Raw genomic sequence first — 26,238 nt, forward strand, 5'->3', positions numbered from 1 at the left:
GGGACGATCCTCTCCGAGGAGATCACGAAGCGGGCCGGCGGTGAATACGGCGAGTACCGCTCGTTCGACGACTACGTCGAGATGATCACGGCGATCGGTCGGCAGCCGGTCGAACGCTCGACCGACTACCGGACGCGTCGACGTCTCGACCCCGAGGACGGCCCGCACGGCCCGAAGCTCGGTCCGCGGGCCGACGGCACGCCGCTCCTGTCTGACCGCTCGTCTGCGGGCGGCGAACCGGGTGCGGAATCGGCCGGGGCCGACGACTGAGCGCGGGAGTGTTACGGAGCTACGCTCCGCGAAGCGAGCCTCGCCGACGACATCTTCGAACTCCGGGTAGCGACCGTACGCACGTCGGATTCGGCGGGAGGCGTCTGTCCCACGTCGGGACAGACGCATCCGTATTCGGTCGCGGTCGCGTTCCGCGACGCGGCCGTTCCCGAGCGGGCGGTCGTCCGCCACGGCGACGAGACAGTGCTCGACGAGCCGGTCGCGGCCGGCTGACCGGCGCGGACGGCCTCACCGAGGCGGGGCCGACCGGTCGAGGGCACCGTCGGGTCGAGCCCTGCCACCGCCTCCCACGAGGGCGACGCAACCGCCACGCTTTATTAATCCGCCCGAGTACCGGCGACATGGACCAGTTGCGGCAGTCGCTCCTCGACGCGCCGATCATCGAGAAAGGCGAGTACCAGTACTTCGTCCACCCGATCAGCGACGGCGTCCCCATGCTCGAACCGGAACTGCTCCGGGAGATCGTCATCCGGATCATCCGGAAGGCGGAGCTGGAGAACGTCGACAAGATCGTCACCCCCGCGGCGATGGGGATCCACATCTCCACCGCGCTCTCGCTGATGACCGACATCCCCCTCGTGGTCATCCGCAAGCGCCAGTACGGGCTCGACGGCGAGGTCCCGCTGTTCCAGGAGACGGGCTACTCCGAGTCGGAGATGTATATCAACGACGTCGAAGAGGGCGACCGCGTGCTCGTGCTCGATGACGTGCTCTCGACGGGCGGCACGATGAAGGCGATCCTCGACGCGCTGACGAACGAGGTCGGCGCGGAGGTCGTCGACGTCGTCGCCGTGATCAAGAAGGCCGGCCCCAACGAGCTCGACGACACCGACTACAACGTGAAGACGCTGATCAACGTCACCGTCGAGGACGGCGAGGTCGTGATCGTGGACGCGCAAGGCGACGAGTAGGGCGGCCCGGGAGCGTTCGTCCGCGCGGGGGCAACCCCAACTCCTCGGCTCGGCGATACGTTATCGTGCATAAATCGTCGACCGACGCGACCATCACCGACGTCCCAGGGGCTCGGCCGTGCGAAGACGGTTCGTATAAGTTCTCGAGCGGCACTGACACTCCCGGCTGCCGCTTCAATTCCCACCCCGTACCGCACGGCTACGCGCCTCACGCCTCCCCGGCCTCGTCGGAGCGGCGCTTGCGAGCGCCGCTCAGTCTCCTTCCACTCGGCTCGCGGGCGCTGTCGCGCCCGCCCACCGGAGCACGCCGACCGCACCCGCCCCGTCAAGTCGAGCCTGTAAACTGGGCGTCCGTCCGCGTAGTGTCGGATTCTTCCCACGGCTGAAGCCGTGGGCTTCCTCCTCGTTCCTCTGTGATCGGATCTGCCCGACTGCAGCCCGGCGGCAGCGCGCTGCGATCAGTCGAGTTCGACGATCCGATCGGCCCACTCCCGGAGCCGGCGGAGGACCGCGCGCTCGCGACGCGACACGGGGTCGTCGGTGCCGAACTCCTCGCCCTCGAACGCGTTCACCACGGCGAGCTCCGCGCCGTCGCAGTACGCGAGGAATTCCGCGAGGGCGCCCGACTCGTGCTGGAAGGCGATGGTGGCATCGTTGACGAAGACGGCACCGGGCTCCGGCGGCGCGGCGTCGAGGCGGCGGTTCGCCCGCTCGGCGTTTCCGCGGGCGAGCGCGAGGACGGCCGCCGCCGTGTCGCCCTGCGAGCGGGGCGCGTCGGCGTCGACGCTTCCGACCCAGACGCCCTCGGGTATCGACGCGAAGCGGTCCAGCCGCCCGCCGACGACGCGGCCGTCGCGCTCAAGCTCCGGACCGAACTCGAAGACGACCGCCTCTGACGGGTCGCGGTCGGCGAGCCAGTCCGTGAGCGCCCGCGCGGTCAGCCCCGTCTTGCCGGCTCCCGACGGCCCCACGATCAGCGTCGACCCGTTTCGGGGGAGCTCGGAGTCGGTCACGCGATCGACGCCTCCTCGCGGACGTACTTGACGAGCAGGACGAGCGTCGCGGCTCCGAGCACCAGCGCGAACGCGAGCACGGCGCCGGAGAGCGCGTCGACGCCGGCGCCGACGCGCTCGCGGATGAAATTCGCCGCGAGCGACCCGGAGACGGCGAACAGGACGACCCCGCCGACGTTCGCGAGCGCGGAGGCCGGCTCGGGGACCGCGTCGCTGTTGAGCAGGTACAACACGAGCGCGACGGCGAACGGCGTCCCGACGGTCCCCAGCGCGAGGACGAGCACGAGCTGGCCGATGACGTCGCCGCCGATGAACGCGCCGACGCCGGAGACGAGCGCGAACCCGGCGAGCAGGGCGCGGTAGCGCGCGTCGTCGACCGACGTCCCCCAGCCGAGCTTGTCGGCGACGAGGAACGGCGGCACGACCGTGTTCCCCCCGAGGGTGGAGACGGCGGCCCCACCCAACCCTAGGAGGAACAGCAGTCGGGCGTTCGCGCCGACCAGCGGGCCGAGCGCCTCCGCGGCCCCGACCGTTGTCAGCCCCGGATCCGAGAGGACGCTCGCCGCGACGAGGAAGATCGCGACGCTGTAGACGCCGAACGCCACGAGCATCGAGATGCCGACGTCGACGCTGGCGACCCCGTAGTCCCGGGCGGTCCACCCTCGGGCCCGCATCGTGTACGAGTGCATCGTGATGAGCGTGACGTGGACCGCGCCGCCGAGGATCCCCGCCGCGAGCAGCGCGCCGCCCGCCGGGAACGACGGAACGAGGCCGCTGGCGGCCGCGCCGTAGTCGACGGGAACGACGGAGAGGGAGGCGACGAACGCGAGCACGACGGCCGTCACGAGGACCTTGGCGAGGAGCTCGACGAACCGGTAGCCGCGCCCGGCGAGCCCGGCCGCGAGGACGAGGGCCCAGATCGCTCCCCACAGCCGGGCGTCCACCCCGGTCAGCGTCGCCGAGACCGACGCGACGGTGTTCATGATCACGAGCTGTGCGACGCCCGCGGCGATCACCACGTCCGCGACGAGGAGCCACGCCCACGCCCCGCCGAGGCGGTCCTCGACGACGGCCGCGATCCCCCGTTCCGTGAGCAGACCGAGCCGCATGGCGAGGTACTGCGCGAGCGCGCCCGCCGCCGCCGACAGGACGACCACCCAGAGCAGGGCGTAGTCGAAGCTCGCGCCGGCGGCGATCAGACTCGCCATCGTCGCCGGGCCGGCGGCGATCGCCCCCGCCACCCACGACGGGCCCGTCTCACCGAGCGCCTCGCGGACGGAGCCTCCGGTGACCGCCGAGACGTCGATCCGTCGGTCGCTCACCGGTCTTCACCCCGGTTCGACCGGGTCGCCCGTCGACCGCCGTGACCGGTCCAACCGGACTCGTCGGCGATCGCGTACGCCTCGTAGACGAACACCAGCGAGACCGAGAATAGCGTTCCCCAGAGGAGGACGGCGAACGCGGCCGGGCCGACGACCGTCACGACCCGCCCACCTCCTCGTCGGCGTCGACGCGCCCGCCGTCGGGGGCGGGCTCGTCCAGCCGTCGGACCTCTCGTTCGAGTCGGTCGAAGTCGTACCGGCGGGACGAGAGCCCGGAGAACAGCAGGGCGCACGCGCCGGAGGCGACGAACGCACCGGCGAAGGCGGTGAGGTAGAGCTCATCCGGCGCCGGCAGCAACGCACCGACGAGCGGCACGGAGCGGAGCGCCTCGCCGATTCCGAGCGGAAACGGGAAGAACGTCCCGCCGACCGCGAGGCCGACGGCGCCGCTCGCAAGCGCGCCGGTCCCGGTGAGCCGGTCCGAAAACAGTCCGGCAACGAACGGGACCGCGACGGCCGCGCCCAACAGATCCGCGAACAGGAAGAGCGCGAGGACGCTCTGTGCCGCTTGGCTGACGTAGACCGCCGCCACGGCGACCGCGACGGTGAGCGTCCGCGCCCCGAGCGCGAGCCGGCGGTCGTCGGGATCGTCGAGGAGCCGCGGGAGATCGGCTGTGACGACGCTCGAAAGGGCGTTGAACAGCGTGTCCACGGAACTCATCACGAGCAGGAGCGCGAGCAGCGCGACCGCGAGAACGAGCCACTCCGGGAACGCCTCGCCGAGTAGGGCGAAGAGGGCGACGGCGGGGTTCTCCACGGAGGCGTTGCCGACGGCGACCACGCCGAAGAGGGCGGCGAGCAGGACGATCGAGCCGTTCGCGACGCTCGCGGTCCGGAAGCTGCGCTCGACCGTCTCCCCGTCCGCGCCGGCGTATATCCGCTGCCACCAGGTCTGGTTGACCAGTTCGGCGCCGAGGACCGCGAGCGCGAGGGCGACGCCGAACCGGAGGCCGTCCGGAGCGACCGGGTCGAGCAGGGCGGGATCGGTCGCGACGATCCCGTCGTAGATCGCGCCGGCGCCGCCGAGCGCGAGGACCGCGCCGCCGAAGGCGACGACCAGAAGCGGCAGGACGAGCAACGCCTGGACCGTGTCGGTGACGATGCTCGCTCGCAGCCCGCCGTACCCGGTGTAAACGAGGACGAAGCCGCCGACGAGAACCGCCGTCAGCCGCTGCGGGACGTCGGCGATGAGCGAGAGGACCAACGCGATCCCCGTCAACTCGGCGGCGACGAAGACGAACATGTAGAAGACGCTCACGATCAGGACGAAGGCGTACATCCGGTCGCCGAACCGGACGTACGCGTACTCGGTGAGCGAGTGGCCGTGCGGGATCACCTCGCGAACGCGGGGGCCGATCTTCGAGTACGCGAGCATGGCGAGGCCCTCGCCGACCGCGTAGCCCGCGACCGCGGCGACACCGAACACGGCACCGGCCTCGGGCGCCGCGAGCAGGATCCAGACGCCCATCACCGAGGCGATCAGGGTGGCGGTCAACCGACCCCGACCGGCCGAGTCCCTGGCCGTGATGAACTCCTCTGTCGAGTCCACGCGGCCGCGGGCGGACCAGACCCCCACCGCGGTGAAGCCGAGGAGCACCGCGACCGTCACCGCGAGCGCCGCACCGGTCGTCACCATCGTCGATCACCCGGACCCGTCCCGGCCGCGAGGTGCGCGTCGTTCAAGAACGCCGCCTCCAGTCTGACGGTCCGCCCGAAGAGCCGGTCGAGTCGGTCTCGCCGGCGCCGCGAGGCGGCGGCGCCCTCCCGGTCGAGCTCCCGCTCCGAGACGCCGGCGTCGGCGGCGTACGCCCGGTGGAGGTCCATCTCGGTGTCGATCGTCGAGCGGGGCAGCTCCGCGAAGGCCCCCATCTGCTCGAGGTCTGGCGCCTTCGCCGGGCCGTGGGCGAACACCCGGGCGTACGCTATCAGGTAGCGGTAGTCCTGCCCGATCCAGTGGCGAAGCGGCGCCTCGTCTGAGGTCCCCTCGCCGAACGCGGCGACCATGAGGTGATCGACGATGGCCCGCCAGACCGGTTCGGCCACCTCCTCGAGACCGTCGGTGAATCCCATGAGCGAACGCTGTCGGCGGACCGTGATATAACTTGGTAATACCACCTAGTGAACGCTAGCGTCGATCCGTCGGCGACCGGTCACGGAGGCCCGGGACGCGCTTCATAATCCCTCCGTTCGCCCCCGTCGCTGCCGGGCGCGGGCGCCTTTTATATCGCGGTCGTGAATAACGGGGTACACATGAGCAGCGCGCTGTTCGTCGTGAGCGAGGAGGGGTACTGGGCCGAGGAGTGCATCGAGCCGCTGACGACGCTCGAAGCGGAGGGCGTCGACGTGACAATCGCGACGCCGTCCGGGTCGCCGCCGGTCGTCGACGAGCGGTCGCTGGACCCGGAGGCCGCGGGCGGCGAAGAGCGCGTCGCGGAGTTCCGCGAGATCGACGAGGAGCACCCGGGACTCAACGATCCGGAGCCGATCTCGACGGTCGGGGCCGACGGCTACGACGCGGTCGTCTTCCCCGGCGGCCACGGCACCGTCTGGGACGTGAACCAGGACCGGCACGCCCGGCAGCTGCTGCTCGACGCGGTCGCGGGCGACGAGAGCGTCGCCCTCGTCGTCTGCCACGCGGTCGGCATCCTCGCGTTCACCCGCGAGGCGGACGGGACGCCCCTCGTCGAGGGGCGCTCCGTCACCGGCTTCCCAAACGACTGGGAGGACGGCATCGTCGACGACCACGACGTGATGCCCGACGGCCGGAAGCTCCCGTACTGGGTGGAAGACGAGGTCGTCCTCGCGGGCGCCGACTGGGACGCCGAGCTCGACGCCGACACCAGCGTCACGGTCGACGGCGACCTGATCACCGCGCGCGGCCCGGGCTCGTCGGCCGAGGCGGCGGCGACGCTGTTAGAGGAGCTGTAGGCCGTATCTAGGTAGAGCCGGCGCCGCTCACCGGATCACGAACGCCGGCTCTCCGACCCGCTCGCTCTTGCACTCCGGGCACCGCGAGGGCTCGTTGACCGGGTCGTCGAAGCCGTCGAAGCCGCAGTCGCGGCACTCGGGCGGCGCGACGAGGAACTCCTCGTCGGCGCCGTCGTCGGCGACCGACCGCGAGACGTGTTCTAAGTGCTCGTACACGACCGGCGTCGGCAGCGACAGCGACTCGCCGAGGTCGCTCGCGGTCGCCGGCCCCTCGCGGAGCGTCTCGGCGATCCGCTGGCGCGTCGTCTCCATGGTAGGGCGTTCGCGGGCGGGGGTGAAAACGGCGACGGGAGCGTTGTCGCACGCCGTTCACTCCGCGGGCCGCGGCGCCAACACCACGAGCGCGACGGCGTCCTCGACCGGGGTCGGCCGGACCGTCGACTCGCCTTCGAACCGGAGGATCTCCCCGGCCTCGACGCGGTGCGTGTCGCCGCCGAGGGCGACGTCGATCGCGCCCTCCAACGCGTGGAACAGCACGGTCCGGTCGGGGTGCTCGTGTTCGGGCACGCGCTCGCCCGCCTCCAGCGACAGCCGGATCGTCTTCGGCTCCCGGCCGGGGAAGGCGTCCGCGTGCTGCTCGCCGTCGAGGTCGGCGACTCGGACCCGGTCGGCCGCGGCGGCGTCGAGTTCGGACATGGACGGCGGATCCGCCGCGAGCGCCATGTGCGGTGTCGCGAACACGTTCGGCTCTCGCGCGCGATTCCGGTCCCGCGCCGAGGGTTCGGCTCACTGGGGCGCCGACTCCGCGCCGTTCTCGCCGATCAACGCCGCGATCCGGTCGCCGATCCGCGCCATCGTCGCGTCCGAGAGTCCGTGGCCGTCCCCCTCGTCGATCCGGAGGTCGACCGCGGCGCCGCCGCGCTCGAACGCGTCGGCGGTCGCGCGAACGCGCTCGACCGGGACGTACGGGTCGCCCGCGCTGCTGTCGAGGGCGACGGGCGTGCCGGCGAGCGGTCGCGTCCCCTCGCCGTCGGTGTCGGTCTCGAAGACCTCGCACTCCGAGAGGTCCGCACCCGGCAGCGCCGCGGAGACGACGAACGCGCCGCCGTAGCGCCGCGGGCGCCGCCGGAGGAACTCGCTCACCACGCTCCCGCCCTGCGAGACGCCGACGAGGACGACCGACTCCGGACCGATACCGACCTCGCCGGCGACCCGGCAGGCGGCGGCGACGCAGTCGACGGCCGAGGTGAGCGCCGGCTCGTTGGCCGCGACGGGCGCGTCGTGACGGGCGGGGAACCAGTTCGACCGGACCGCGCCCGGCGCGAGAAGGGTCGCGCCCGGGCGGTAGAACTCGTCGGCGAGTCGGACGAGCCCCTCGGGGGTCCCGCCGCGGCCGTGGACGAGCACGACCGCGACCTCGGCGGCGGCGGCCGGGGCGCCCCCGGTGACGAGCGTCGCGTCCGCGTGGGGGCCCTCGACGCCCGAGAGCGGCCGGCTCATCGCTCAGGGGTCGCGTCGGAGCCCGCCTCGGGCTCGGAGCCGTCCGGCGTTTCGAACGCGGGCAGCTGCCCCTCGATCATCGCGCGGTCGTCTTCGAACCGCGGCGGGAGATACAGCTCCCGCGCGTGCCCGGTCGCGCCGGGGTCTGCGAGTCCCGGGCCGGCGGGGCCGTCCGGGGTCGGCGCCTCGGTCGCCAGTTCGACGAGGAGCCCACCCGGACCCCGCACGTACAGCGAGTGGAAGAAGTGGCGGTCCTTCACGCGGGAGACGTCGTAGCCGCGGTCGCGGAAGAGTTCGTGCCACTCCAAGAGCGCCTCGCGGTCGGGAACGCGCACCGCGGCGTGGTGGAGCGTCCCGGGTCCCTCGCGGAGGTACGCCGCGTCGCGGTCGAGCAGGTCGACGACGGCCGCGCGGTCGCCCGGCGCGCGGTACCGGACCCGGTCCTCGGTCTCCGCCTCGTACTCGAAGCCGAGCGTGTCGAGAACGCTCGCGGTCCCGTACGGATCCGCCGGGAGCGCGGTGACGCCGTACAGCCCCCGAATCGCGGCCGATTCGGGGACCGGGTCGGCGGCGGATCGGTCGCTCCCATCGGCCTCCCCGGCCGACTCGACCGAGTCGACCCAGGGATCCCCGGGCGCGTCGCTCTCGACGAGCTCGACCCGGGTGCCGGCGGGGTCGGCCACCGCGATCAGGTCGTCGCCGAACCGGTCGTCCTGGCTCTCGACGACCACGCCTCGGTCGGCGAACCGCTCGCGCCAGTAGCCGAGCGAGCCGGGCGGGACCGCGAAGGCGACCGCCTCGTAGCCGGGCGTCCCGGGCCGGCCGGGGTCGGCGTGCGGGTCCGGGAAGACGGTGAAGACGGACCCGGGCGTCCCGGTCGCGTCGCCGAAGTAGAGGTGGTACTGGAGGACGTCCTCGTAGTTCACCGTCCGGCGCAGCAGCCGGAGCCCGAGGAGGTCCCCGTAGAACCCGGCGGCCGCCCCCGCGTCGCCGACGATCCCCGTGACGTGGTGGAGCCCGGGCGTGTCGGACAGCATGTCGACACGGACGGGCGCGCGGCGCAAACCGGTGTCGGTCGAAGGCGGATCGGCGGGCGGCCTCCTGCGCCCCCCGCGACCTCTCACGCCAGCCACAGCAGGCGGACGTTGCTCGCGGTGAGCGAGGCGCCGACGAGCGTCAGGAGGACGGGCGGGAAGTAGTAGAGGAACGCGTCGCCGTCACGGGCGCCCGAAACGCTGATCCACAGCATGACGAGATAGACGGCGATCTTCAGCGCCACGAGCCCGCCGAGCCCGAAGGAGTCGAGCGCGAGCGCGACGACCGGGTTCGCCTCGCCGACCGTCGGGACGTACTCCAGGAAGGCGATCGTCGAGACGATGTCGCCGACGCCGTACGTCGCGGTCGCGGCGATCCACAGCCAGTAGAACTCCCGCGGGCGGCGGCTGTACGCCGGGCGTCGTCGCCGATCGGGGGATCGGGACACGCCGTTACCTACCGGGCCCGGGGGGTGAATCTACCGGTCCGCGGTGTTCGGGCCGCCACGCTTCCGGATCGTTCAATGTCGACCGGCCGGAGGGATCCCCATGGGCACGCCACTGGAGCCGCGGGAATCGCAGGTCGAGGAGGTCCTCGACCGGCTGTACGAGGAGTACCCCGACTCGACGATCTCGCTGAACTACTCGAACCGGCTGGAGCTGCTCATCGCCGTGATCCTCTCCGCGCAGTGCACCGACGAGCGCGTGAACAAGGTGTGTGCCGACCTCTTCGAGACGTACGAGACGCCCGAGGAGTACGCGAACGCGCCCCAGGAGGAGATGGCCGGGGCGATCGACTCCATCACCTACTACAACAACAAGGCGAAGTACATCCGGTCGGCGTGCGCGGACATCGCCGAGAAGCACGACGGCGAGGTGCCGGACACGATGTCCGAGCTGACGGACCTGGCGGGCGTCGGCCGCAAGACCGCCAACGTCGTGCTCCAGCACGGCCACGACGTCGTCGAGGGCATCGTCGTCGACACCCACGTCCAGCGGATCACCCGCCGGCTGGTGATTACCGAAGAGGAGCGTCCCGAGGCGATTGAACAGGACCTGCTAGACATCGTGCCCGAGAGCGACTGGCAGCAGTTCACGCATCTCATGATCGACCACGGCCGCGCCACCTGCACCGCGATCAACCCGGACTGCGACGACTGCGCGCTCGCCGACGTCTGCCCCTCGGAGAAGGGAGACTCAGAGGTCGACCTCGCGAGCGGCGAGGCGTGGTGAGCGCGACGAGAAGCGGTCGATGCCAATGGCGTTCGGGACGTAGTATTTAAATCACCCTCGGATGAGGGGACCCGACGGGATCCGTCCCGCCGAGGGGGAACCCGCGTTCCGGTTTATCAGTGTCTCCGGCGTACTAGTACGTGAGGAGAGACACAATGTCCACCAAAACGAACGAGTTCGGCGGGGAGTTCGGCGGTATCACGCTGCTGGGGAAGGCGCACTCGCTGTCGGCGCTGTTCATCGTCGCGCTCCGGGCGGTCATCGGCGGGATGATCCTGTTCGCGGGGCTCGGGAAGGTTTCGGAGTGGCCGTTCGACGCCGCGGGCTACCTCGCGAACGTCGACCCCGCGAGCCCGGTCAGCGGGCTGTACGCCCTGATGGCGTCGAGTCCGGCGCTGATGGAGATCGTGAACGTGGTCGTTCCGATTACGCAGCTGCTCATCGGCGCGGCGCTCATCGCGGGCGCGTTCGTCCGGCTGGCCGCGCTCGGCGGCGCGATGCAGATGACGCTGTTCTACCTCGGCGGGTGGAGCGGCGACGTCCTCGCGCTGTTCGACTCAACGCTGGTGTACGCGGTCGTGTTCCTCACGGTCGCGGCGTTCGGGGCGGGGCGCGTCCTCGGGCTCGACGCGTACATCGAGCGGATCGAGGTCGGCGGCGAGGCGCTGGTCGAGAAGTTCCCGACGCTCCGGTACGTCCTCGGCTGAAAGAGGGCAAATACGGTTCGGGAGGGAGAGTGGGCGCGTGGACGCGCACCGTCGACTCGTTTTCGGCAGATTCGGTTTCGGATTCGGTTTTTATCGGTCTCACCGTCGCAGAGAGACGACACGGCGATCCTCGATGTGTACTTCTGTGTCGAATCGGGGACTCGCCTGCGGTGAGCACTTCCAAAGCCCCAGCCGGTGAGGCGGGCGCACGCTCGCTGCGCGCTTCGGTCGCTCGCGTCGCTCGCTCCCTGTGGTGCTTGCGTCGCCTGCGCCCGCCTCACCGGCTGCCCCTTTGAGTCCCACCCCGCACCGCACAGCAACCGCACCTCACACCTCCCCAGCCTCGTCGCTGGCGCCGACGGCGCCAGCGACTCCCTCGCACGCGCTCCTTCGCGCCCTCCGGGCGCTCGGAGGCGCGCGCCACCGCGGTCGGTTATTCGAATGCAGAGCGTCGACACCGGCGCTCCGTTTCGGGTTCCATTCGATATAAGACCGCGGGGGCGAAACGACGGGGTAATGGATCTCGGTTCGCGGGACGCGTTCGCTCGGATGGGAACGCTCGGCATCGAGGAGGAGTTCTACATCGTCGATGCCGACGGTCGCCCGACCTCCGGAACCGACGACCTCGTCTACGGCCGCGACCCCCCGGCGGCGGTCCCGGAGGGGTTCGACCACGAGCTGTTTAAATGTACCATCGAGGCGCAGACGGAACTGATCGAGGACCCGGCGAACGCCGCGGACGCGCTGTCGACGGTGCGGGAGGCGCTCGTCGACCACGCCGCCGCCGACGGCTACCGTATCGCCGCCGCGGGGCTCCACCCGGCGGCGAAGTGGCGCGAGCTCGACCACGTCGAGAAGCCGCGGTACAAGGCGCAGCTCGACCGGATTCAGTACCCGCAACACCGTAACACCACGGCCGGGCTCCACGTCCACGTCGGCGTCGACGACGCGGACAAGGCGGTGTGGATCGCCAACCGGCTCCGGTGGCACTCCCCCGTGCTGCTCGCGCTCTCGGCGAACTCCCCGTTCTGGAACGGCTTCGACACCGGGCTCGCGTCGGCCCGCGCGAAGATTTTCGAGAACCTCCCGAACACCGGGATCCCCTCGGCGTTCGACGGCTTCGAGGCGTTCCAGCGCTACGAGCGCCGGATGGTCGAGACGGGCTCGATCGCCGACCGCGGCGAGCTCTGGTTCGACGTGCGCCCCCACACCGGGCACGGCACGGTCGAGGTGCGAGCGCCCGACGCCCAGCGCGACCCCGCGGTCACGCTCGCGCTGGTCGAGTACGTCCACGCCCTGGTCGTCGACTACGCCGAGCGCTACGCGGACGGCGAGTCGGCGCCGTCGCTCCGCCGCGAGCTCCTCGACGAGAACAAGTGGCGCGCGGTCCGGCACGGCCACGACGCCTCGTTCGTCGCCCGGAGCGGCGAGGAGACGGTCGCGCTCGGCGAAATCGTCGACCGCGAGTGCGACCGGCTCGGGGTCGACGGGATCCGCGAGGTGTACGACGCCGAGAGCGGGACCGAGCGCCAGCGCCGGCTCCGCGAGGAGTCCGGGCTCGACGCGCTGTGCGAGGACCTGGTCCTGTCGCCGTAACGGGCGAGCGGCGACGGCGGCGCGGGGTCGCTCGGACGCCCGCGTTCCGTCGGAACGAAAGCGACGAGAAACGCTTTTGGGCGCGCGGACCCCACTGTTCGCTATGACGAGCGACGAGTTCGACGACGAGCCTGCCGCGGACCCCGACGGCGGCGTCTCCCTCGACCCGGAGGCCGAGGGAGACGAGTCGCCGACCGAACGGACCCGAGAGGAGCTCCGCAAGACGAAAGAGCGGCTCGGCGAGGGGGCAGACAAGGCGGTCAAGGGGTTCGACGACAACGTCGTCGACCTGCTGGCGTGGCTGCTCGACACCGAGACGCGCGCTCGGATCTACGTCTACCTGCGCGACAACCCGAACAGCACGAGCGACGAGGTCGCCGACGGCACCGGCCTCTACCCGAGCACGGTCCGCGAGGCGCTCGCGGAGCTCCACGACGAGGGGACGGTCGAGCGCGACAAGCGCGAGGCCAGCGGCGCCGGCAACAACCCCTACGAGTACGAGGCCATCGCGCCGAGCGATCTGGTCCGGGGCGTCGTCGGCGACGTCCAGCGCGAGCTCAACGCCGTCTTCAACCTCGACCGCCGCCTCGGCGGCGAGTCGCCCGACGGCGACGCGGAACCGGTCCAGATCTCCGTCGGCGACGACGGGGAGGGCGGGGGACGTGAAGCGGACGAGACCGCGGCGAACGACGAGGACGGCTCCGCCGACCGATAGCGACGAGACCGCGACGCGCGCCGGACGCGGCCGACCCCGCCTCCGCGTCGGTCCCGAGTTCGGGACAATTTAAGTCCCGCCCGCGCAACCGACGGACATGAACGTCGCGCTTGGTGGAACGTTCGATCCCGTTCACGACGGCCACCGGAAGCTGTTCGAACGGGCGTTCGAGCTGGGGGACGTCACCGTCGGGCTCACGTCCGACGAACTCGCGCCGGAGACCCGACACGTCGAGCGCTACGTCCGCCCGTACGACCGCCGCAAGCGCGACCTGGAGGCCGAGCTGGAGCCCCGGGCCGAGGAGCACGGCCGCGAGTTCGCGGTCCGCGAGCTCACCGAGCCGACCGGCATCGCCGTCGAGCCGCAGTTCGACGCGCTGATCGTCTCGCCCGAGACGAGGGCGGGCGGCGAGCGGATCAACGAGATCCGCCGCGAGCGCGGCCGCGACCCCCTCGAACTGGTCGTCGTCGACCACGTGCCCGCCGAGGACGGCGAGCGCATCTCCTCGACGCGGATCGTCGCGGGCGAGATCGACGAGCACGGCAACCTCACGCCCGACCGGGACGGTCGCGGCGCGACCAGACCCGAATGACCGCGGACGACGACGGCGCCGGGCGTCTCACCCGCGTCGCGCTCGGGGAGACGGGGTTCGAGCGTGCGGCCGTCTGGAGCGCCGTCGGCTTCGCCGTCTCGTACGTCGCCTTCGACGCGGTCGGGCTCGTCGGATCGATCGCGGGCCTGAGCCCCGCCGCCGGCGTCGTCGCCCCGGTCGCCGCGCTCCTTGCGGCGCTGACCGCGGTGGGAACGGTCGCGTTCGCCGCGGTCGGCGGCGGCGCGCTTCCCGCGGTCCTGCTCGCGTACGGTCCCCTCGCGGCAGTTCTGCTGCGGACGATCGGACCGACGCCCTACGCGATCGACGTCGCCGACCCGGTCTCCTTCGGGATCGCGGTCGCCGAACCGCTCGGCGCGGCCCTCGCGGCCGCGGTCGCGGTCGGCCTCGCGGGGTACGCGGTCGGGCGGGTCGTTGCCGGGATCGGCGGCGAGGGCGGCGACGCGGAAGGAAGCGAGCCGGCCGGCTCCGCCGCGGCCGACGGGAACGCGGAGGCGAACGACTGAGTCGGACCGTTACTTCTCCTCTTCAGGCCGTTACGCCTCGTCGAGCGTCCCGTTGAGCACCTTCGCCGCGACGAGGATCGGGTCCCACACCGGGCTGAACGGGGGCGCGTACGCCAGGTCGAGCCGCTCGACCTCGGGGACGGTCATGTCGGCTTCCAGCGCGGTCGCGAGCGTGTCGATCCGGATCGCGGCGCGGTCGGGCCCGACGATGCTCCCGCCGATCAGCCGGCCCGAGTCCCGGTCGGCGACGAGCGTCACGTCCGTCTCGGCCGCGCCCGGGTAGTAGCCCGATCGGGAGCCGGCGGTGACGGTCTCGCGGACCGGGTCGAAGCCGGCCTCGCGGGCGGCGTCGTCCCCGACGAGGCCGACGCGCCCGGCCTCCATGTCGAACGCCTTCACGACCGCGGTGCCCGCGATGTCGCCCACGGGCGAGGGGTCGCCCGCGACGGTGGCGCCGATCGCCCGCCCGGCCCGGTTCGCGGTGAGCCCGAGGGGCATCCACGCCGGCTCGCCGGTGACGGCGTGGAAGGCGGTCGCGCAGTCGCCGGCGGCGTACACGTCCGGGAGACTCGTCCGGCCGTGCTCGTCGGTCAGTGCCGCGCCGCCCTCGCCGAGCTCGACGCCGGTCCCGTCGAGCAGCTCCGTGTTCGGTTGGATCCCGACGCCGACGACCGCGAGGTCGACGGGGAGCGTCTCGGCGCCCTCGTCGTCGGCGTCCCCGTCTGCGAACCTGATCGCCTCGATCCGGTCGTCGCCGACGAGCGCCTCGACCGGGGTGTCCGTGCGGACCGTCACGCCCTTCGCGTCCAGCTCGTCCGCGACGCGCTCGCCGACGGCCTCGCCGAAGTCCGAGAGGAGGTGCCCGGACCGATGGAAGAGGTGCACGTCGAGCCCGCGGCCGACGAGCGCCTCCGCCATCTCGACGCCGACGTAGCCGCCGCCGACGATCGCGGCCGTCTCGGGGGCGGGCATCGCGGCGTTGCGCTCGACGCGCTCGCGGTCGACCGCGCTCACGTCGGCGCGGGCCGGGTCGTACGCCTCCGGCTCGGCGACGTACGCGTCGATCGCGGCCGCGGCGTCCATGTCGTGGAGGGTGAACGCGCCGTCGACCCCGCGCACGTCGAAGGGGCCGGTCGTCGCGCGCCCGCCGGTCGCGACGAGGAGGTCGGAGTACGGCTGCTCGAACGAGTCGCCCTCGGCGGTCTCGACCGCGACCGTCTTCGCATCCGGGTCGACGCCGACGACCTCGTGGCCGCGCCGGAGGTCGATCCCGCGCTCGTCGACCTCGCTCGGCGACAGCGAGAGGAGGTCCGACATGCGCTCGACGCGCCCCTCGACGAAGTACGGCATCCCGCAGTAGGCGAACGAGATCCACCGACCCATCTCGAAGACGACGACCTCGCGGTCGGGCGCCTCGCGGCGGAACTTGCTGGCCGCGCTCAGCCCGGCGGCGTCGGCGCCGACGACGACGAAGGGGTCGCTCATGGACGCACTGACGGCGGGGCCGGATAAAAAGCCACGCCGGGGGTGCGGGCCGGACGCCCGGCCCGGGACCCGTCGTTATCGATCGCCTTTGTCGTCGACCAGCCGCGACAGCGTCTCGCGGGCGTTCTCGACGGCGGCCGCCTGCTTCGCCGGGTACGCCTCCACCTTCGCGCGGACGGTGATCCCCGGGCCGAGCCGGACCTCGCCGCGGAACGCGGCCTGCTTGTCGACGCGGAGGAACAGCGCGCAGTTGTCGTCGACGCGCTGATCGAGCTCGTCGATCACGCGGTCGACGTCGTCGAGGTCGGCCAGCGCGTCGAGCACGTGGCGCATCCCGTCGGCGTTCTCGATCCGCGCCGAGAGGACGACGATCCGGTCGCCGTGGTGGCCGACGTTCTCGACGCGGTCGAGCTCGGCGTCCTCGGGGAGGAACCGGCGGAGGGCGTCTTCGACCCGCTTCTCGTCCTCGGTGGCGTACGAGAACGCCCGGAGGTCGACGTAGTGGAAGGGGACTTTTGCCATGCGGGTCGAAAAGGGGGTCGGTTACGCCTCGCTCTCGACGGCGTCGAGCGCGTCCTCGGGGACGCCCGTCTCCTGGCCGTCCTCGAAGCTGACCGTGTAGGTCGCGTCGCCGAACATCGTCTCCATCACCTGCGTGATCGTGCCCGTCTCGCCGTCGTACTCGCTGTGTTTGTCGTGGAGCACGACCTCATCTTCCTTCTCGAAGCTCATGGCGTTTCGTTCCGGTGGGACGGTTAAAAGCGCGCGGATCCGGAGCGATGAGGGGCGATCGGAACGGTCGGCGACCGCCGGTCACGCGACCGCGAGCAGCACGGCCGCCAGCGACACCGTCAGGACGACGCCGACCGCGACGGAGACGAGCACGCTGTCGACGGCGAGCGCGAGCGCGACGCCGGCGGCGACCGCGAGGAGGCCGAGGACCGCGCCGGGTACCCCCCCGCGTTTCACGAGGCCGGCGACCGCGTTCCCGGCGCGCTGTCGCGGCGGGGGATCGGGCGTGCGCTCCGGGGGTTTCGTGAACGTCTCGTCGACGGTGACCTCGTCGGGGCCGGCGTCCCGCGGGGGGTCGAGCCTGACGTCGACGTACCGGGTGTTCGAGCCGTAGCCGGTGACGAGCTTCAGCTTGCCGGCGATCGGCTCCTCGACCTCGGCGGCGGTAACGTGGACCCGCCTGGTCGACTCGTCGTCGACGTAGTGGTTCGTCTCGCCGATCGAGAGGGCCCGATCGAGCTCGTCGTCGAAGTGGAGGTGGACGTGGGTCGACCGGCCGCGGTTCTCGAGGGCGATCGAGAAGGGACCGGTCGCCTCGAACCGGTCCGGCGCCCGGATCGAGTGGACGGCGTCCCCGTTCAGTTCGACGGAGAGTGTCTGCACGTACGGGTCGACGAACTCACACTAAAAAAAAGGTGCAGTACGATTCGGACCGCGCGTCGTTCGCCTCGTGTCAGGCGGTCGCCTCCTCCCGCATGTCCGGCGGGAGCAGGTTCGGGATCCCGTCCTCGATGGGGTACGTCTCCCCGCACTCGGTGCAGGTGAGCGTCCCGGCGAGGACCTCCTCCTCGTCCCGGTCCTCGACGTCGAGGTCGAGGTCGGCCTTATCGAGCGGGCAGCAGACGACGTCCATCAGGGACTCCTTCATACCACGTCGTTCGCGTGGACCGATAAAAAAGCGTGCGGGTCGGCCGCGTCTGGACCGAGCGCCACGCGGGCGGGACGCCCGGGGTCGGCCGCGTCGAGGGGATCGCTCGACCGCCCCGTCGCCGCCGTCACCGCGACCGCCGATGGCAACGACTTTGCCGGTCCGTCACGCCCGGCGAGACATGGGGATCCCGTCGGAACGGATCGAGCGCCTGCTGACGCTCGCCCGCGAGGCGGTCGTCGACGGCGAGTACGACCGCTCCCGCGAGTACGTCGCGCTCGCGCGCCGGATCGCGGAGCGGAACCGCTGCGGCCTCCCGGCCGACTTCTCCCGGCGGACCTGCGACGACTGCGACGTGTACCTCCGGCCCGGGAAGACGAGTCGCGTCCGGCTCCGGCCCGGCCGCGTCGTCGTGCGCTGCCGCGAGTGCGGGTCGACGGCGCGGTACCCGTTCGACTGACCGAGACGGCGCCCCGTCGTCCGGCCCGCCGCTGTCGCAACGCTTTATAAACCGCCGGCGGGAGATGGAGGCATGGAATACCGACGGCTCGGTAACACCGGACTCAGCGTCTCGGAGCTCTGCTTCGGGACGTGGCGCTTCGGCCGGGAGACGAACGGCGTCGTGGAGACGGGCCGCGAGGAGGCCCACGAGCTGCTCGACGCGGCCGCGGACCACGGGATCAACTTCATCGACACCGCCAACGTCTACGGAAATCCCAACGGGACGAGCGAGGAGTACGTCGGCGAGTGGCTCGCGGAGCGCGACCGCGAGGACTACGTGGTCGCCTCGAAGGTGTACTTCCCGTTCGACGGGCGCGGCGAGCCCGGCCCCAACGACTCGGGGCTCGGCCGCAAGCATATCCGGGCGCAGGTCGAGGGGACGCTCGACCGGCTCGACACCGACTACCTCGACATCTACTACATCCACCGCTGGGACGAGGAGACGCCGATCGAGGAGACGATGCGCGTCCTCGACGAGCTCGTCTCGGAGGGGAAGGTTCACTACCTCGGCGCGTCGACGATGGCGGCGTGGCAGCTGACGAAGGCGCTGTGGACCGCCGACGCTAACGACTACGCGCGGTTCGACGTGGTCCAGCCGCTCCACCACGCCGGCTACTACGAGGACGTGAGCGAGTACCTCGACGTCTGTATCGACCAGGACATCGCGGTCTGTCCGTACTCCCCGCTCGCGGGCGGGTTCCTCACCGGGAAGTACGAGCGCGCCGATCCGGACGACCCCGAGAGGGTGATCGCCCCTGACGGCTCGCGCGCGAGCTTCGACGACCGGTTCGAGCGCTTCTACCTCTCCGAGCGCGGCTGGGAGGTGCTCGACGCGGTGCGCGAGGTCGCCGACGAGCTCGACGCCACCCCGGCGCAGGTCGCGCTCGCGTGGCTGACGGAGTGGGACGAGTTCACCTGCGTCCCCATCGTCGGCGCGCGCACGACCGACCAGCTCGCCGAGAACGTCGCCGCGACCGACCTCGACCTCTCGGACGCGCAGTGGGACCGGATCATGGACGCGCGGTACGCCCCGGACGGGACACTCTGGGGGCACTGAGAAGAAGCAGCGGGAACGGCGGCGCTACTCGTCGAAGTCGGGGAGGTCGTCCGGCGCCTCGAACTCGGCCTCCCAGTCGATGTACTCCTCCTTGAGGGTCTCGCAGACGATCTGGCCGAGCTCCGTGAGCCCCGCGTTGATCGCGGAGACGGTCCCCCACGAGTCGAGGTCCGGGTGGAGGTCCCGCTCCTTCCAGTCCTCCGGGAGCCCGGGCGCGTGGTAGCCGACGCGGTCGGCGAAGTCGTCCCAGAAGAAGTCGAACCGCGAGACGAGATCGAGGTCGAGCGCGATCCGCCAGTCGTCTTCGTCCATGTCGCTGCCGGCGGCCCACTCCGTGAACGCCTCCTCCCACGCGCCCTCGCGGAGGAAGGCCTCCAGTTCCTCGCGGCGGTACTCGCCGCCGGCGACCTCCGCGTCCTCGTACTCGTTCGGGTCCACGGCAGCGAGCTCTGGCGGCTCCGGCGGGTCGACGTCGAGGCTCATACCTCCCCCTCCGCGCCGGCGACTCAAAACGGTACGGGGGTCGTCCCCGGGCCGACGAGGCGGACGGGTCGCACGGCGCGGTGCCGCGGCCGCCGCCGATCCGGTCCTTTTACCGCGGTCCCGGACCGACCGGCGCGTATGGACCTCCGCGACGCCTCGCGCCGGGTCGGGATCGCCGCCGCCGTCGCCACCGTCGTCGTGCTCGGGGCCCCGTACGCGGTCATCACGGGGCCGGAGTACGCGTCACAGCTCGCCGACTACTACGCGTCCGGGGCCGTCGGCGCCGCCGGGATCGCGCTGTTCGCGCTGCTGAGCGCGGTCGTCGTCGCCTCGGTCGAACGGGGGAACCTCGAACCCGGAACGCTCGCCGGCGCGGCGGTCGTGCTCGGGGGCGCGACCACGCTGAGCGCGGCGAGCTGGGCGCTCGCGATCGAGCCGACGCCCGTGTTCCGCGACAACCTCTGGCTGGTGTGGCACGCGCGCGCCGTCGTCGCGCTGTCCGTCCCCGTGCCGCTCTCCGCCGCGGCGTACGCTAGGGCGCTGCTGTCGTAGCGAAGGAGCCGCCGAACGAAAGGCCCTTATGCCGGACCCGAGTATCGCCGGACGGACTAGGTCGGGCGGTTAGGCCCCGCTCGTCACCCGCGAGGTAGTCTTCAGCGGGGACCGAACAGCGGGCGCGTCCGGTCAGACCGGCGCGGGCCCCGAGAGCCAACGTGGAAGCCTCGTCCGCCGGGGACAGCGGTCCGCGTCGCCCGCTCGCAGGAGCGGTCCGTCGCGGTTCGTCGGCGACATCGGGTCAGGCGCGGAAGCGAGCAGCCCATCGTCGAACGCCCGTCGCTCGTCGGGTCGCGGGGTGGAGAAGGCAACCGGGATACCCCGCGCCGGAACGCCGGGCCACCCCGCCAGTCCGTCATTCATACGCGCTTTACATCGGTGAGCGCGAGCTATACTCGATTGGCGATACGGTCGCTCGTTTATAAGGAGTTGATCGCGGATCGACGGCGAACACCTCCAAAGCCCCAGGCACGAGGAGCGCGCACGCTCGCTGCGCTCCTCAGTCGCTCGTTCCACTCGCTCCTTGCGGTGCTTACGTCGCCTCCGCGCTCCTCGTGCCTGCCCCTTTGAGTCCCACCCCGCACAGCACCGCAGCCTCACACCTCCCCAGCCTCGTCAGTCGCCCTCCGCGTCGCTCGGGCGACTGACTCCCTCGCGCCGTCCGCTCGCGGCCTGCCGGCCGCTCGCGGGGGCGCGCCAGATCGGTTGGTGCCGTGTCCCGGGGTTCGCTCCTGTAAACTCTACTCCGCCTCGCCGCTGTCCTTCCACGCGGAGAAGCCGCCCTCGACGAGCGTCTCGGACTGGCGGTCGATGTACTCCCGCTGGGTGTCGTGGACCGCGGTCTCGAAGTCGTCGCCGTCGTCTAGGCGCGCGCGGACGCGCTCGCGCTTCCAGCTCGCGGGGGTCGTTCGGTTGGCGACGCGCCACCGGAGCGGCGCGAGCCACGAGGCCGCCTCCTCCTCGGGACAGCCGGCGGTCCGGAGCCCGGCCTCGGCGTGGTCGAGGAGGTCCGCGTACACGGCGTCGGTGTCGGTTGTGTGCTCGCCGTCGTGACCGACCCACTCGACGTCCGCGTCGAGCCCGTCGGCGACGGCGGCGTAGAAGTTCTCGCGAGCGGTCTCCCAGTCGAGGCCGATCACCGGATGGTCGCGCTGCGGGAGCGACTGCATCAGCCCGGCGAACGCCGCCTGGAAGGCGATCGAGTCGCGGACGGTGGGCTGGGCCGCGATCGGGCGGAACTCGATCCTGGCGTTCGCGCTCGACCGACTGGCGCCCTCGAAGACGGGGCGAACCCACCGCCAGTAGCTGCCGTGTTTCGTCCGGAACGTCGCGAACGCGTCGTCGAAGCGGTCGGTCCCCTCGGGCTCCGGCATCGGGATGAGCGTCTCGTCGCCGGCGATCCGGTCGACCGCGGTCTCGACGTCGTGGACGTCGCGCGGGAACCGCACCTTGTCCGCGTCGGTCCGCTCGTTGAGCACCGACTCGAACACGTGGATCCGGTTCTCCGCGGCGCCCTCGCTCAGGACGCGCTCGCCGTCCCAGCCGTCGTCGTACAATTCCGGGGGAAAGAAGGGGGAGTTGACGCCGAGCGCGAGCAGGGGGCCGGCGATCCGGAGCGCGTACCGGAAGTGACGCGGGAGCGTCTCCGCGTGCGCGACCTGGTAGTGCGGCTGGATCGAGGTGATGAGGCTCTCCGGCATCACGGTGTCCGTCTCCAGCGAGACCCCCGGCGCCTCGAGGACCGTGCTCCCCCGCCCGTCGCCGTCCGCGTTCGCCATCGCGTGGTACCGGATCGCGTCGCTCATGTTGACCGCGACGGTGACGCCGTCGACGTCGACGCTGTCCGTGAGGTACCCGCGGGCCGTCTCGCCGGTCGGCGGGATGGTCCAGAGCCCGTCCGAGACGAGCCGCATCCCCTCGACGCCCGCGGTGTTCTCCGCGGCCTCCAGCCGCGCGCGCACCTCCGCGAGCTGCGCCCGGAGCCCGTGGTCGGAGAGCGGCTGCGGGCTCGTCGACATCTCGGCGTTGTGGAGGCCGAGCTCCTTCTCGAACCCCATCAGCTCCAGCAGCCGGCGGGGGACGCGCATCAGGGCGTACTCGCCCGCCCGCGACTCCTCGCTCCAGCGCCCGTCGGCGACCGCGTAGAACTCGTACTCGAAGCCGACGATCGACTGGTGGTTGTCGAAGGCGCCGTCGCGGAGCGCCTGTTTGACGATCTCCGCCTCCTCCTCGGCGCGCGCGGCGAACTCGTCGGGGTCGACGGCGAGCGTCTCGCGGACGCCGTCTGCGAGGGCGGACTCCGTGCTCATGCGACGGTCGACGTGCCGGGCTGGTAAAAAGGGCTGCGGCCGATCGGCGGCGTGGGGACGCTCGGCACGATCCGGGGACCCGACGCCGGACGGTCGACGCGGGGTGACGTATCGGCGCGCTTTTGCCCGCCGATTTCCGACCTCGCACATGGAGTTCGCCACGTTCGCCGCCCGGGCGGAGGGGCTCGCAGCCGATCCGGGAGACATCGAGACGACGCTCGCGGTCGCCGACCTGCTGGCCGAGGCCGGCGGCGGGGACGGCGCGGGCGAGAGCGAGGACGCCGGCGGCGGAGCCGACGACGACGCGGCCGACGGCGACGACATCGCGACGGTGACTCGGTTCCTGCTCGGTCGCGTCTTCCCGGCGCACGACACCCGGACGCTCGATATCGGCCCGGCGCTGTGCCGAGAGGCGATCGCCCGCGCCGCGGGGCCGAACGTGACCGCCGCCGACGTCGAGGACCGGCTCGCGGAGGCGGGCGAGATCGGCGCGGTCGCCGCCGACTTCGACTTCGGCGGCCAGCGCGGCCTCGCCGCCTTCGGCGACGGTCGCGACGCGCTCACCGTCGCCGAGCTGGACGCGGCGCTGCGGGAGCTGGCGGCCGCGTCGGGCGACGGCAGCGAGTCGCGCAAGCTCGACGCGCTGTTCGGCCTCTTCAACCGCTGCGAGCCCGCCGAGGCGAAGTTCCTCGCCCGGCTGGTGCTCGGCGAGATGCGGATCGGCGTCGGCGAGGGGACCGTCCGGGACGCGGTCGCCGAGGCGTTCCTGACCGACTCGGAGTTCGAGTCCGCCGAGAGCGACGACGCGGAACCGACCCTCCGCGCCGGCGACGGGGCGGTCGCGGCCGTCGAGCGCGCGCTGCAGGTGACGAACGACTACGGCCGCGTCGCGGCCCTCGCGCGCGACGAGGGGCTCGCCGGGCTCCGGGCGGAGGGACTCGTCGTCGGCCGGCCCGTACAGGCGATGCTCGCGCAGGCGGGCACCGCGACCGACGCGGTCGAGTCGTTCGGCGAGGTCGCCGTCGAGACGAAGTTCGACGGGGCGCGGGTACAGGTGCACTACGTGCCGGGAGCTGCGGAATCGAATCGCGAGGGCCTCGGCCCGCGGCTCTACTCCCGGAACATGGACGACGTGACCGAGGCCCTCCCCGAGGTGGTCGAATACGTCGCGGACCGCGTCGACGTCCCGGTCATCCTCGACGGCGAGGTCGTCGCGGTCGACGACGACGGCGACCCCCTCCCGTTCCAAGAGGTGTTGCGACGCTTCCGCCGGAAGCACGACGTTGACCGAATGCGCGAGGAGGTGTCGCTGCGGCTCCACGCCTTCGACTGCCTCCACGCCGACGGCGCAGACCTCCTCGACGAGTCGCTCCGAGTCCGCCACGAGCGCCTCGTCGACGTCGCTCCGGACGCGGCCGCGAGCCTCGAAACCGCGAGCGACGTGGAGTCGATCGGGGCCGCGGAGGCGGCCGCGCTCGACGCGGGCCACGAGGGAGTGATGCTGAAGGACCCGGACGCGCCCTACACGCCGGGCGACCGCGGCCGGGAGTGGCTGAAGCGCAAGCCGGACGTGGAGACGCTCGACGCGGTCGTCGTCGGCGCGGAGTGGGGAGAGGGACGCCGCGCGGACCTGTTCGGGACGTTCCTGCTCGGCGTGCGCGCCGGGCCGGAATCCGCGAACGCCGGAACGGGGTATGGCGAGTTCGCGACGATCGGCAAGGTCGCGACCGGACTTACCGACGAGGAGCTCGCCGACCTCACCGAGCGGCTGGAGCCTCACGTCGTGAGCGAGGACGGGACCGAACTCTCGATCCGGCCCGCGGTCGTCTTGGAAGTCGGCTACGAGGAGATCCAGACGTCGCCGACGTACTCGTCGGGGTACGCGCTGCGGTTCCCCCGGTTCGTCGGGGTCCGCGAGGACAAGTCGGTCGCGGACGCCGACTCGCTGGAGCGGGTCGCGCGGCTCGCGGGCGACGGGGCGTGATCGGTCGAACCTCCCACCCCCGGACCGAGGGTGACTCGCACCACGCGAAACTCCTTGGGCCTCGGGCCCGTACTCCCGTCCATGCCAGGCCCGCTCGGGGACGCGACGCGACGGCGGCTGACGGACGCGGCCGCGGCGCGGCTCGCGGACGACGGCTACGAGGTCGCGCACCCGGAGACGCGGGCCGAGCCGCCGGCGGTGGCGACCCGGCGGGACGGCGAGGCGCCCGTCGCGGTCGAGCCGCTCACGGCGGACGACGCGACGCCGACGGTGGTCGCCTCGCGGCTCGCGCACGCGCTCGACCGCGACCGCCGCGCCTGCTTCGTTGTCGCCGACGACGCGACCGCCGAGCGGGTGCGGTCGCTGCTCGCTGATCCCCCGCTGCTCGCCGCGGAGCGCGACGGCCGACGGACGTTCCACGCGGGTCCGGACCGGATCCCCGTCGCGGGCGGCGGGTACGCCTGCGTCCGGTTCGAGGGGCTCGGCGAGCCGACGTTCGCGTGGCGCGAGACCGACACGCCGGTCGGCCCGGTCCCCGCGGGGCCGGAGGTCGACGCCGCCGCCGTCGACGAGGCGGGACGCCCCGCGGTTCCGCGGCTGTTCTGCGAGGTCGACGGGCGTGTCGTCGCGGTCCTCGGCGGCGTCGAGAGCCTCCGGGAGCCGCCGGCCGAGGCGTTCCCGTACGCGTACAGCCGCCACCCCGACGACAAGCGGTTCCGGGTGCGGCGCGGGAGCGACGGCGCGGTCGTCGAGAGCGCCAGCGGCTTCGCGCCGATGCGGGCCGCGGGCTACGTCCCGATCCCGATGCCCATCGTCCCGGAACACGTGCTCGGTCCGGCGTACGCACCCGAGCGGGGCGCCGAGGGCGGTGGGGTCGACGGCGAGAGCGGTGACGGAGCGAAGGGCCGAACCGACCTCGACGACGCGTGGGACCTTATCCGCGTCGACGAGGGGAGCGAGCCGTCCGACGGCGTCGACCGTCCATAGCCACCCTCAAGACGCCCGCGGCCGCAGGCGAGGACGTGACTGTCCGCTACGACGGCTTGACGGTGGAGTGGCTCGGCTACGCGACGGCGCGGCTCGCCCCGGATGACGGCCCGGTCGCCTACACCGATCCGGGGCGGTACGGCGTCCTCGACGACTACTGGGCGCGCGACGGCGACCTCGTCGTCGTCACCCACGACCACCACTACGACTCCGACGGGATCCGGTCGGTCGCGAGCGACGACGCGACGCTCGTGATCTACGAGGCGGTCGACCCCGCCGGCATCGACCGCGACGTGGAGTCGATCGACTCGCTCGACGACGACTACGACGTGGTCCGCGTCGGCGACGAGGCGCGCGTCGATGTCGACACGCCCGCCGGCGAGGCGACCGTGTGGTCCGTCGCCGCCTACAACGACCCCGAGGGCCCGAACGCCGGCCCCGACGGCTCGGTGACGCACCCGCCCGGGCTCGGCTGCGGGTTCCTCGTCGGCCTCGGCGACCGCACCGTCTTCTGGCCGGGCGACTCGGACGCGCTCGACGCGTTCGCGGAGCTCGACGTCTCGGTGTTCCTCGCGAACATCGGGGGCGGCGGTATCGTCTCCGACCGGCGCGCGAGCGCCGAGCTGGCCGAGGCGATGGACCCGGACCTGGTCGTCCCGATCCACTACGACACCTTCGCGCAGCTGGAGGCGGACGGCGAGGCGTTCGCGGGCGACGTGGCCGCCCGGTCCATCCCCGTCGCGCTCGACGTCCGGTCGGCGAATCAGTAGGGGCCGGGCCCCGGGGACAGC

31 protein-coding genes, 1 other RNA gene and 1 pseudogene are annotated in these 26,238 nt (G+C 72.1%); 16 read left to right on the forward strand and 17 right to left on the reverse strand.

All coding sequences use genetic code 11. The features are described from left to right. Both SD626R_RS13990 and hpt read left to right on the forward strand, forming a co-directional pair. A pseudogene (locus tag SD626R_RS13990) lies at positions 1–270 on the forward strand (7,8-didemethyl-8-hydroxy-5-deazariboflavin synthase subunit CofH); the annotation flags it as partial. 362 nt (positions 271–632) lie between these two features. Further along, a complete protein-coding gene (gene hpt / locus SD626R_RS13995) occupies positions 633–1,202 on the forward strand; it encodes a hypoxanthine/guanine phosphoribosyltransferase (RefSeq protein ID WP_092566946.1) in 570 nt (189 codons plus the stop codon). Positions 1,203–1,660: 458 nt separating this feature from the next. On the opposite strand, the gene SD626R_RS14000 is transcribed toward hpt, so the two are convergent. Genes SD626R_RS14000 through SD626R_RS14015 form a run of 5 tightly spaced genes read right to left on the reverse strand, consistent with a single transcriptional unit; the run spans position 1,661 to position 5,667 of the window. Next, the gene (locus SD626R_RS14000) at positions 1,661–2,215 is read right to left on the reverse strand and encodes a hypothetical protein (protein WP_092566947.1); all 555 of its coding nucleotides are present in this window, start codon (positions 2,213–2,215) and stop codon (positions 1,661–1,663) included. Further along, on the reverse strand, positions 2,212–3,537 hold the full coding sequence (locus SD626R_RS14005) for an NRAMP family divalent metal transporter (RefSeq protein ID WP_092566948.1): 1,326 nt from the start codon (positions 3,535–3,537) through the stop codon (positions 2,212–2,214). Before SD626R_RS14005 ends, SD626R_RS14000 begins: the two co-directional genes overlap by 4 nt. Then, positions 3,534–3,698 (reverse strand): hypothetical protein, encoded by a 165-nt coding sequence (locus SD626R_RS16940; protein WP_158298334.1) that lies wholly within the window; start codon positions 3,696–3,698, stop codon positions 3,534–3,536. The genes SD626R_RS14005 and SD626R_RS16940 overlap by 4 nt, the downstream gene beginning before the upstream one ends. Next, positions 3,695–5,233 carry a sodium:solute symporter family transporter gene (locus SD626R_RS14010; protein WP_092566949.1) on the reverse strand — a complete coding sequence of 513 codons (1,539 nt, stop codon included), beginning with the start codon at positions 5,231–5,233 and terminating at the stop codon, positions 3,695–3,697. Before SD626R_RS14010 ends, SD626R_RS16940 begins: the two co-directional genes overlap by 4 nt. After that, positions 5,227–5,667, reverse strand: a complete 441-nt coding sequence (locus tag SD626R_RS14015; RefSeq protein ID WP_092566950.1) for a thiaminase II/PqqC family protein — start codon at positions 5,665–5,667, stop codon at positions 5,227–5,229. The genes SD626R_RS14010 and SD626R_RS14015 overlap by 7 nt, the downstream gene beginning before the upstream one ends. A 180-nt stretch (positions 5,668–5,847) precedes the next feature. Between SD626R_RS14015 and SD626R_RS14020 the strand changes: the two genes are divergently transcribed. Then, positions 5,848–6,525, forward strand: coding sequence for a type 1 glutamine amidotransferase domain-containing protein (locus tag SD626R_RS14020; protein ID WP_092566951.1), 678 nt, complete (start codon positions 5,848–5,850; stop codon positions 6,523–6,525). Between the two features lie 27 nt (positions 6,526–6,552). Here SD626R_RS14020 and SD626R_RS14025 read toward each other — a convergent pair whose 3' ends face one another. From SD626R_RS14025 to SD626R_RS14045, 5 genes are all read right to left on the reverse strand, one after another. Further along, positions 6,553–6,837, reverse strand: a complete 285-nt coding sequence (locus tag SD626R_RS14025) for a transcriptional regulator (RefSeq protein ID WP_092566952.1) — start codon at positions 6,835–6,837, stop codon at positions 6,553–6,555. A 57-nt stretch (positions 6,838–6,894) separates the two neighbouring features. Further along, positions 6,895–7,221, reverse strand: a complete 327-nt coding sequence (locus SD626R_RS14030; RefSeq protein WP_241996629.1) for a cupin domain-containing protein — start codon at positions 7,219–7,221, stop codon at positions 6,895–6,897. Positions 7,222–7,311: 90 nt separating this feature from the next. Continuing rightward, complete coding sequence (locus SD626R_RS14035; protein WP_092566954.1) at positions 7,312–8,025, reverse strand: alpha/beta hydrolase; 714 nt, start codon at positions 8,023–8,025, stop codon at positions 7,312–7,314. After that, positions 8,022–9,062: a VOC family protein gene (locus SD626R_RS14040; protein WP_092566955.1), complete on the reverse strand. Its 1,041-nt coding sequence runs from the start codon at positions 9,060–9,062 to the stop codon at positions 8,022–8,024. The genes SD626R_RS14035 and SD626R_RS14040 overlap by 4 nt, the downstream gene beginning before the upstream one ends. An 83-nt stretch (positions 9,063–9,145) precedes the next feature. Then, positions 9,146–9,508: a DUF5658 family protein gene (locus SD626R_RS14045; RefSeq protein ID WP_092566956.1), complete on the reverse strand. Its 363-nt coding sequence runs from the start codon at positions 9,506–9,508 to the stop codon at positions 9,146–9,148. Between the two features lie 100 nt (positions 9,509–9,608). Between SD626R_RS14045 and nth the strand changes: the two genes are divergently transcribed. The 6 genes from nth (at position 9,609) to SD626R_RS14075 (ending at position 14,426) form a co-directional block, all read left to right on the forward strand. Further along, entirely contained in the window at positions 9,609–10,292 is a 684-nt protein-coding gene (gene nth / locus SD626R_RS14050; protein WP_092566957.1) for an endonuclease III, read from the forward strand. Between the two features lie 155 nt (positions 10,293–10,447). Further along, positions 10,448–10,999: a DoxX family protein gene (locus SD626R_RS14055; RefSeq protein WP_092566958.1), complete on the forward strand. Its 552-nt coding sequence runs from the start codon at positions 10,448–10,450 to the stop codon at positions 10,997–10,999. Between the two features lie 516 nt (positions 11,000–11,515). Then, positions 11,516–12,595, forward strand: a complete 1,080-nt coding sequence (locus SD626R_RS14060) for a glutamate--cysteine ligase (RefSeq protein WP_092566959.1) — start codon at positions 11,516–11,518, stop codon at positions 12,593–12,595. Between the two features lie 103 nt (positions 12,596–12,698). After that, positions 12,699–13,310: a winged helix-turn-helix domain-containing protein gene (locus SD626R_RS14065; protein WP_092566960.1), complete on the forward strand. Its 612-nt coding sequence runs from the start codon at positions 12,699–12,701 to the stop codon at positions 13,308–13,310. Between the two features lie 97 nt (positions 13,311–13,407). Further along, positions 13,408–13,902, forward strand: a complete 495-nt coding sequence (locus SD626R_RS14070) for a phosphopantetheine adenylyltransferase (protein WP_092566961.1) — start codon at positions 13,408–13,410, stop codon at positions 13,900–13,902. Next, on the forward strand, positions 13,899–14,426 hold the full coding sequence (locus tag SD626R_RS14075; RefSeq protein ID WP_092566962.1) for a hypothetical protein: 528 nt from the start codon (positions 13,899–13,901) through the stop codon (positions 14,424–14,426). Before SD626R_RS14070 ends, SD626R_RS14075 begins: the two co-directional genes overlap by 4 nt. Before the next feature lie 30 nt (positions 14,427–14,456). Here the strand turns inward: SD626R_RS14075 and SD626R_RS14080 are convergent, their stop codons facing one another. The 5 genes from SD626R_RS14080 to SD626R_RS14100 all read right to left on the reverse strand — a co-directional run bounded on the left by SD626R_RS14080 (position 14,457) and on the right by SD626R_RS14100 (position 17,571). Beyond that, positions 14,457–15,911 (reverse strand): FAD-dependent oxidoreductase, encoded by a 1,455-nt coding sequence (locus SD626R_RS14080; RefSeq protein ID WP_092566963.1) that lies wholly within the window; start codon positions 15,909–15,911, stop codon positions 14,457–14,459. Positions 15,912–15,986: 75 nt separating this feature from the next. Further along, the gene (locus tag SD626R_RS14085) at positions 15,987–16,433 is read right to left on the reverse strand and encodes an RNA-binding protein (RefSeq protein ID WP_092566964.1); all 447 of its coding nucleotides are present in this window, start codon (positions 16,431–16,433) and stop codon (positions 15,987–15,989) included. A gap of 21 nt (positions 16,434–16,454) precedes the next feature. Beyond that, positions 16,455–16,643 (reverse strand): DUF1918 domain-containing protein, encoded by a 189-nt coding sequence (locus tag SD626R_RS14090; RefSeq protein ID WP_092566965.1) that lies wholly within the window; start codon positions 16,641–16,643, stop codon positions 16,455–16,457. Between the two features lie 81 nt (positions 16,644–16,724). Continuing rightward, entirely contained in the window at positions 16,725–17,306 is a 582-nt protein-coding gene (locus SD626R_RS14095; protein ID WP_092566966.1) for a DUF7524 family protein, read from the reverse strand. A 70-nt stretch (positions 17,307–17,376) separates the two neighbouring features. Further along, positions 17,377–17,571 (reverse strand): methytransferase partner Trm112, encoded by a 195-nt coding sequence (locus SD626R_RS14100; RefSeq protein WP_176697332.1) that lies wholly within the window; start codon positions 17,569–17,571, stop codon positions 17,377–17,379. 181 nt (positions 17,572–17,752) lie between these two features. Here SD626R_RS14100 and SD626R_RS14105 point away from each other — a divergent pair, with 181 nt between their 5' ends. Then, positions 17,753–18,031 (forward strand): ribonuclease P protein component 4, encoded by a 279-nt coding sequence (locus tag SD626R_RS14105; RefSeq protein WP_092566967.1) that lies wholly within the window; start codon positions 17,753–17,755, stop codon positions 18,029–18,031. Positions 18,032–18,103: 72 nt separating this feature from the next. Continuing rightward, positions 18,104–19,129 carry an aldo/keto reductase gene (locus SD626R_RS14110; RefSeq protein WP_092566968.1) on the forward strand — a complete coding sequence of 342 codons (1,026 nt, stop codon included), beginning with the start codon at positions 18,104–18,106 and terminating at the stop codon, positions 19,127–19,129. Positions 19,130–19,153: 24 nt separating this feature from the next. Here the strand turns inward: SD626R_RS14110 and SD626R_RS14115 are convergent, their stop codons facing one another. Then, positions 19,154–19,612 carry a DUF7992 family protein gene (locus tag SD626R_RS14115; protein ID WP_092566969.1) on the reverse strand — a complete coding sequence of 153 codons (459 nt, stop codon included), beginning with the start codon at positions 19,610–19,612 and terminating at the stop codon, positions 19,154–19,156. A gap of 138 nt (positions 19,613–19,750) precedes the next feature. On the opposite strand from SD626R_RS14115, the gene SD626R_RS14120 reads away from it, so the two are divergent. Together SD626R_RS14120 and ffs are read left to right on the forward strand one after the other, a co-directional pair. Further along, a complete protein-coding gene (locus SD626R_RS14120; RefSeq protein WP_092566970.1) occupies positions 19,751–20,164 on the forward strand; it encodes a DUF7548 family protein in 414 nt (137 codons plus the stop codon). 49 nt (positions 20,165–20,213) lie between these two features. Next, positions 20,214–20,525, forward strand: an RNA gene (ffs, locus tag SD626R_RS14125) — signal recognition particle sRNA. Between the two features lie 382 nt (positions 20,526–20,907). On the opposite strand, the gene SD626R_RS14130 is transcribed toward ffs, so the two are convergent. Further along, positions 20,908–22,476 (reverse strand): glutamate-cysteine ligase family protein, encoded by a 1,569-nt coding sequence (locus SD626R_RS14130; RefSeq protein WP_092566971.1) that lies wholly within the window; start codon positions 22,474–22,476, stop codon positions 20,908–20,910. A gap of 148 nt (positions 22,477–22,624) precedes the next feature. Here SD626R_RS14130 and ligA point away from each other — a divergent pair, with 148 nt between their 5' ends. The 3 genes from ligA to SD626R_RS14145 all read left to right on the forward strand — a co-directional run bounded on the left by ligA (position 22,625) and on the right by SD626R_RS14145 (position 26,217). Beyond that, on the forward strand, positions 22,625–24,460 hold the full coding sequence (gene ligA, locus SD626R_RS14135; RefSeq protein WP_092566972.1) for an ATP-dependent DNA ligase LigA: 1,836 nt from the start codon (positions 22,625–22,627) through the stop codon (positions 24,458–24,460). 81 nt (positions 24,461–24,541) lie between these two features. Continuing rightward, the gene (locus SD626R_RS14140; protein WP_092566973.1) at positions 24,542–25,447 is read left to right on the forward strand and encodes a hypothetical protein; all 906 of its coding nucleotides are present in this window, start codon (positions 24,542–24,544) and stop codon (positions 25,445–25,447) included. Positions 25,448–25,482: 35 nt separating this feature from the next. Then, positions 25,483–26,217 carry an MBL fold metallo-hydrolase gene (locus tag SD626R_RS14145; RefSeq protein ID WP_092566974.1) on the forward strand — a complete coding sequence of 245 codons (735 nt, stop codon included), beginning with the start codon at positions 25,483–25,485 and terminating at the stop codon, positions 26,215–26,217. Positions 26,218–26,238 lie beyond the last annotated feature (21 nt).

The sequence above is a fragment of the Halorubrum sp. SD626R genome (assembly GCF_001261915.1).
GTDB lineage: Archaea > Halobacteriota > Halobacteria > Halobacteriales > Haloferacaceae > Halorubrum.

Bases quoted from the DNA above. Each gene is read 5' to 3' on its own strand.
- hpt (WP_092566946.1), top strand. From the start codon at position 633: ATGGACCAGTTGCGGCAGTCGCTCCTCGACGCGCCGATCATCGAGAAA.
- SD626R_RS14010 (WP_092566949.1), bottom strand. From the start codon at position 5,233: ATGGTGACGACCGGTGCGGCGCTCGCGGTGACGGTCGCGGTGCTCCTC.
- SD626R_RS14015 (WP_092566950.1), bottom strand. From the start codon at position 5,667: ATGGGATTCACCGACGGTCTCGAGGAGGTGGCCGAACCGGTCTGGCGG.
- SD626R_RS14020 (WP_092566951.1), top strand. From the start codon at position 5,848: ATGAGCAGCGCGCTGTTCGTCGTGAGCGAGGAGGGGTACTGGGCCGAG.
- SD626R_RS14025 (WP_092566952.1), bottom strand. From the start codon at position 6,837: ATGGAGACGACGCGCCAGCGGATCGCCGAGACGCTCCGCGAGGGGCCG.
- SD626R_RS14030 (WP_241996629.1), bottom strand. From the start codon at position 7,221: ATGTCCGAACTCGACGCCGCCGCGGCCGACCGGGTCCGAGTCGCCGAC.
- SD626R_RS14035 (WP_092566954.1), bottom strand. From the start codon at position 8,025: ATGAGCCGGCCGCTCTCGGGCGTCGAGGGCCCCCACGCGGACGCGACG.
- SD626R_RS14040 (WP_092566955.1), bottom strand. From the start codon at position 9,062: ATGCTGTCCGACACGCCCGGGCTCCACCACGTCACGGGGATCGTCGGC.
- nth (WP_092566957.1), top strand. From the start codon at position 9,609: ATGGGCACGCCACTGGAGCCGCGGGAATCGCAGGTCGAGGAGGTCCTC.
- SD626R_RS14055 (WP_092566958.1), top strand. From the start codon at position 10,448: ATGTCCACCAAAACGAACGAGTTCGGCGGGGAGTTCGGCGGTATCACG.
- SD626R_RS14060 (WP_092566959.1), top strand. From the start codon at position 11,516: ATGGATCTCGGTTCGCGGGACGCGTTCGCTCGGATGGGAACGCTCGGC.
- SD626R_RS14065 (WP_092566960.1), top strand. From the start codon at position 12,699: ATGACGAGCGACGAGTTCGACGACGAGCCTGCCGCGGACCCCGACGGC.
- SD626R_RS14070 (WP_092566961.1), top strand. From the start codon at position 13,408: ATGAACGTCGCGCTTGGTGGAACGTTCGATCCCGTTCACGACGGCCAC.
- SD626R_RS14075 (WP_092566962.1), top strand. From the start codon at position 13,899: ATGACCGCGGACGACGACGGCGCCGGGCGTCTCACCCGCGTCGCGCTC.
- SD626R_RS14080 (WP_092566963.1), bottom strand. From the start codon at position 15,911: ATGAGCGACCCCTTCGTCGTCGTCGGCGCCGACGCCGCCGGGCTGAGC.
- SD626R_RS14085 (WP_092566964.1), bottom strand. From the start codon at position 16,433: ATGGCAAAAGTCCCCTTCCACTACGTCGACCTCCGGGCGTTCTCGTAC.
- SD626R_RS14090 (WP_092566965.1), bottom strand. From the start codon at position 16,643: ATGAGCTTCGAGAAGGAAGATGAGGTCGTGCTCCACGACAAACACAGC.
- SD626R_RS14100 (WP_176697332.1), bottom strand. From the start codon at position 17,571: ATGAAGGAGTCCCTGATGGACGTCGTCTGCTGCCCGCTCGATAAGGCC.
- SD626R_RS14105 (WP_092566967.1), top strand. From the start codon at position 17,753: ATGGGGATCCCGTCGGAACGGATCGAGCGCCTGCTGACGCTCGCCCGC.
- SD626R_RS14110 (WP_092566968.1), top strand. From the start codon at position 18,104: ATGGAATACCGACGGCTCGGTAACACCGGACTCAGCGTCTCGGAGCTC.
- SD626R_RS14115 (WP_092566969.1), bottom strand. From the start codon at position 19,612: ATGAGCCTCGACGTCGACCCGCCGGAGCCGCCAGAGCTCGCTGCCGTG.
- SD626R_RS14120 (WP_092566970.1), top strand. From the start codon at position 19,751: ATGGACCTCCGCGACGCCTCGCGCCGGGTCGGGATCGCCGCCGCCGTC.
- SD626R_RS14130 (WP_092566971.1), bottom strand. From the start codon at position 22,476: ATGAGCACGGAGTCCGCCCTCGCAGACGGCGTCCGCGAGACGCTCGCC.
- ligA (WP_092566972.1), top strand. From the start codon at position 22,625: ATGGAGTTCGCCACGTTCGCCGCCCGGGCGGAGGGGCTCGCAGCCGAT.
- SD626R_RS14140 (WP_092566973.1), top strand. From the start codon at position 24,542: ATGCCAGGCCCGCTCGGGGACGCGACGCGACGGCGGCTGACGGACGCG.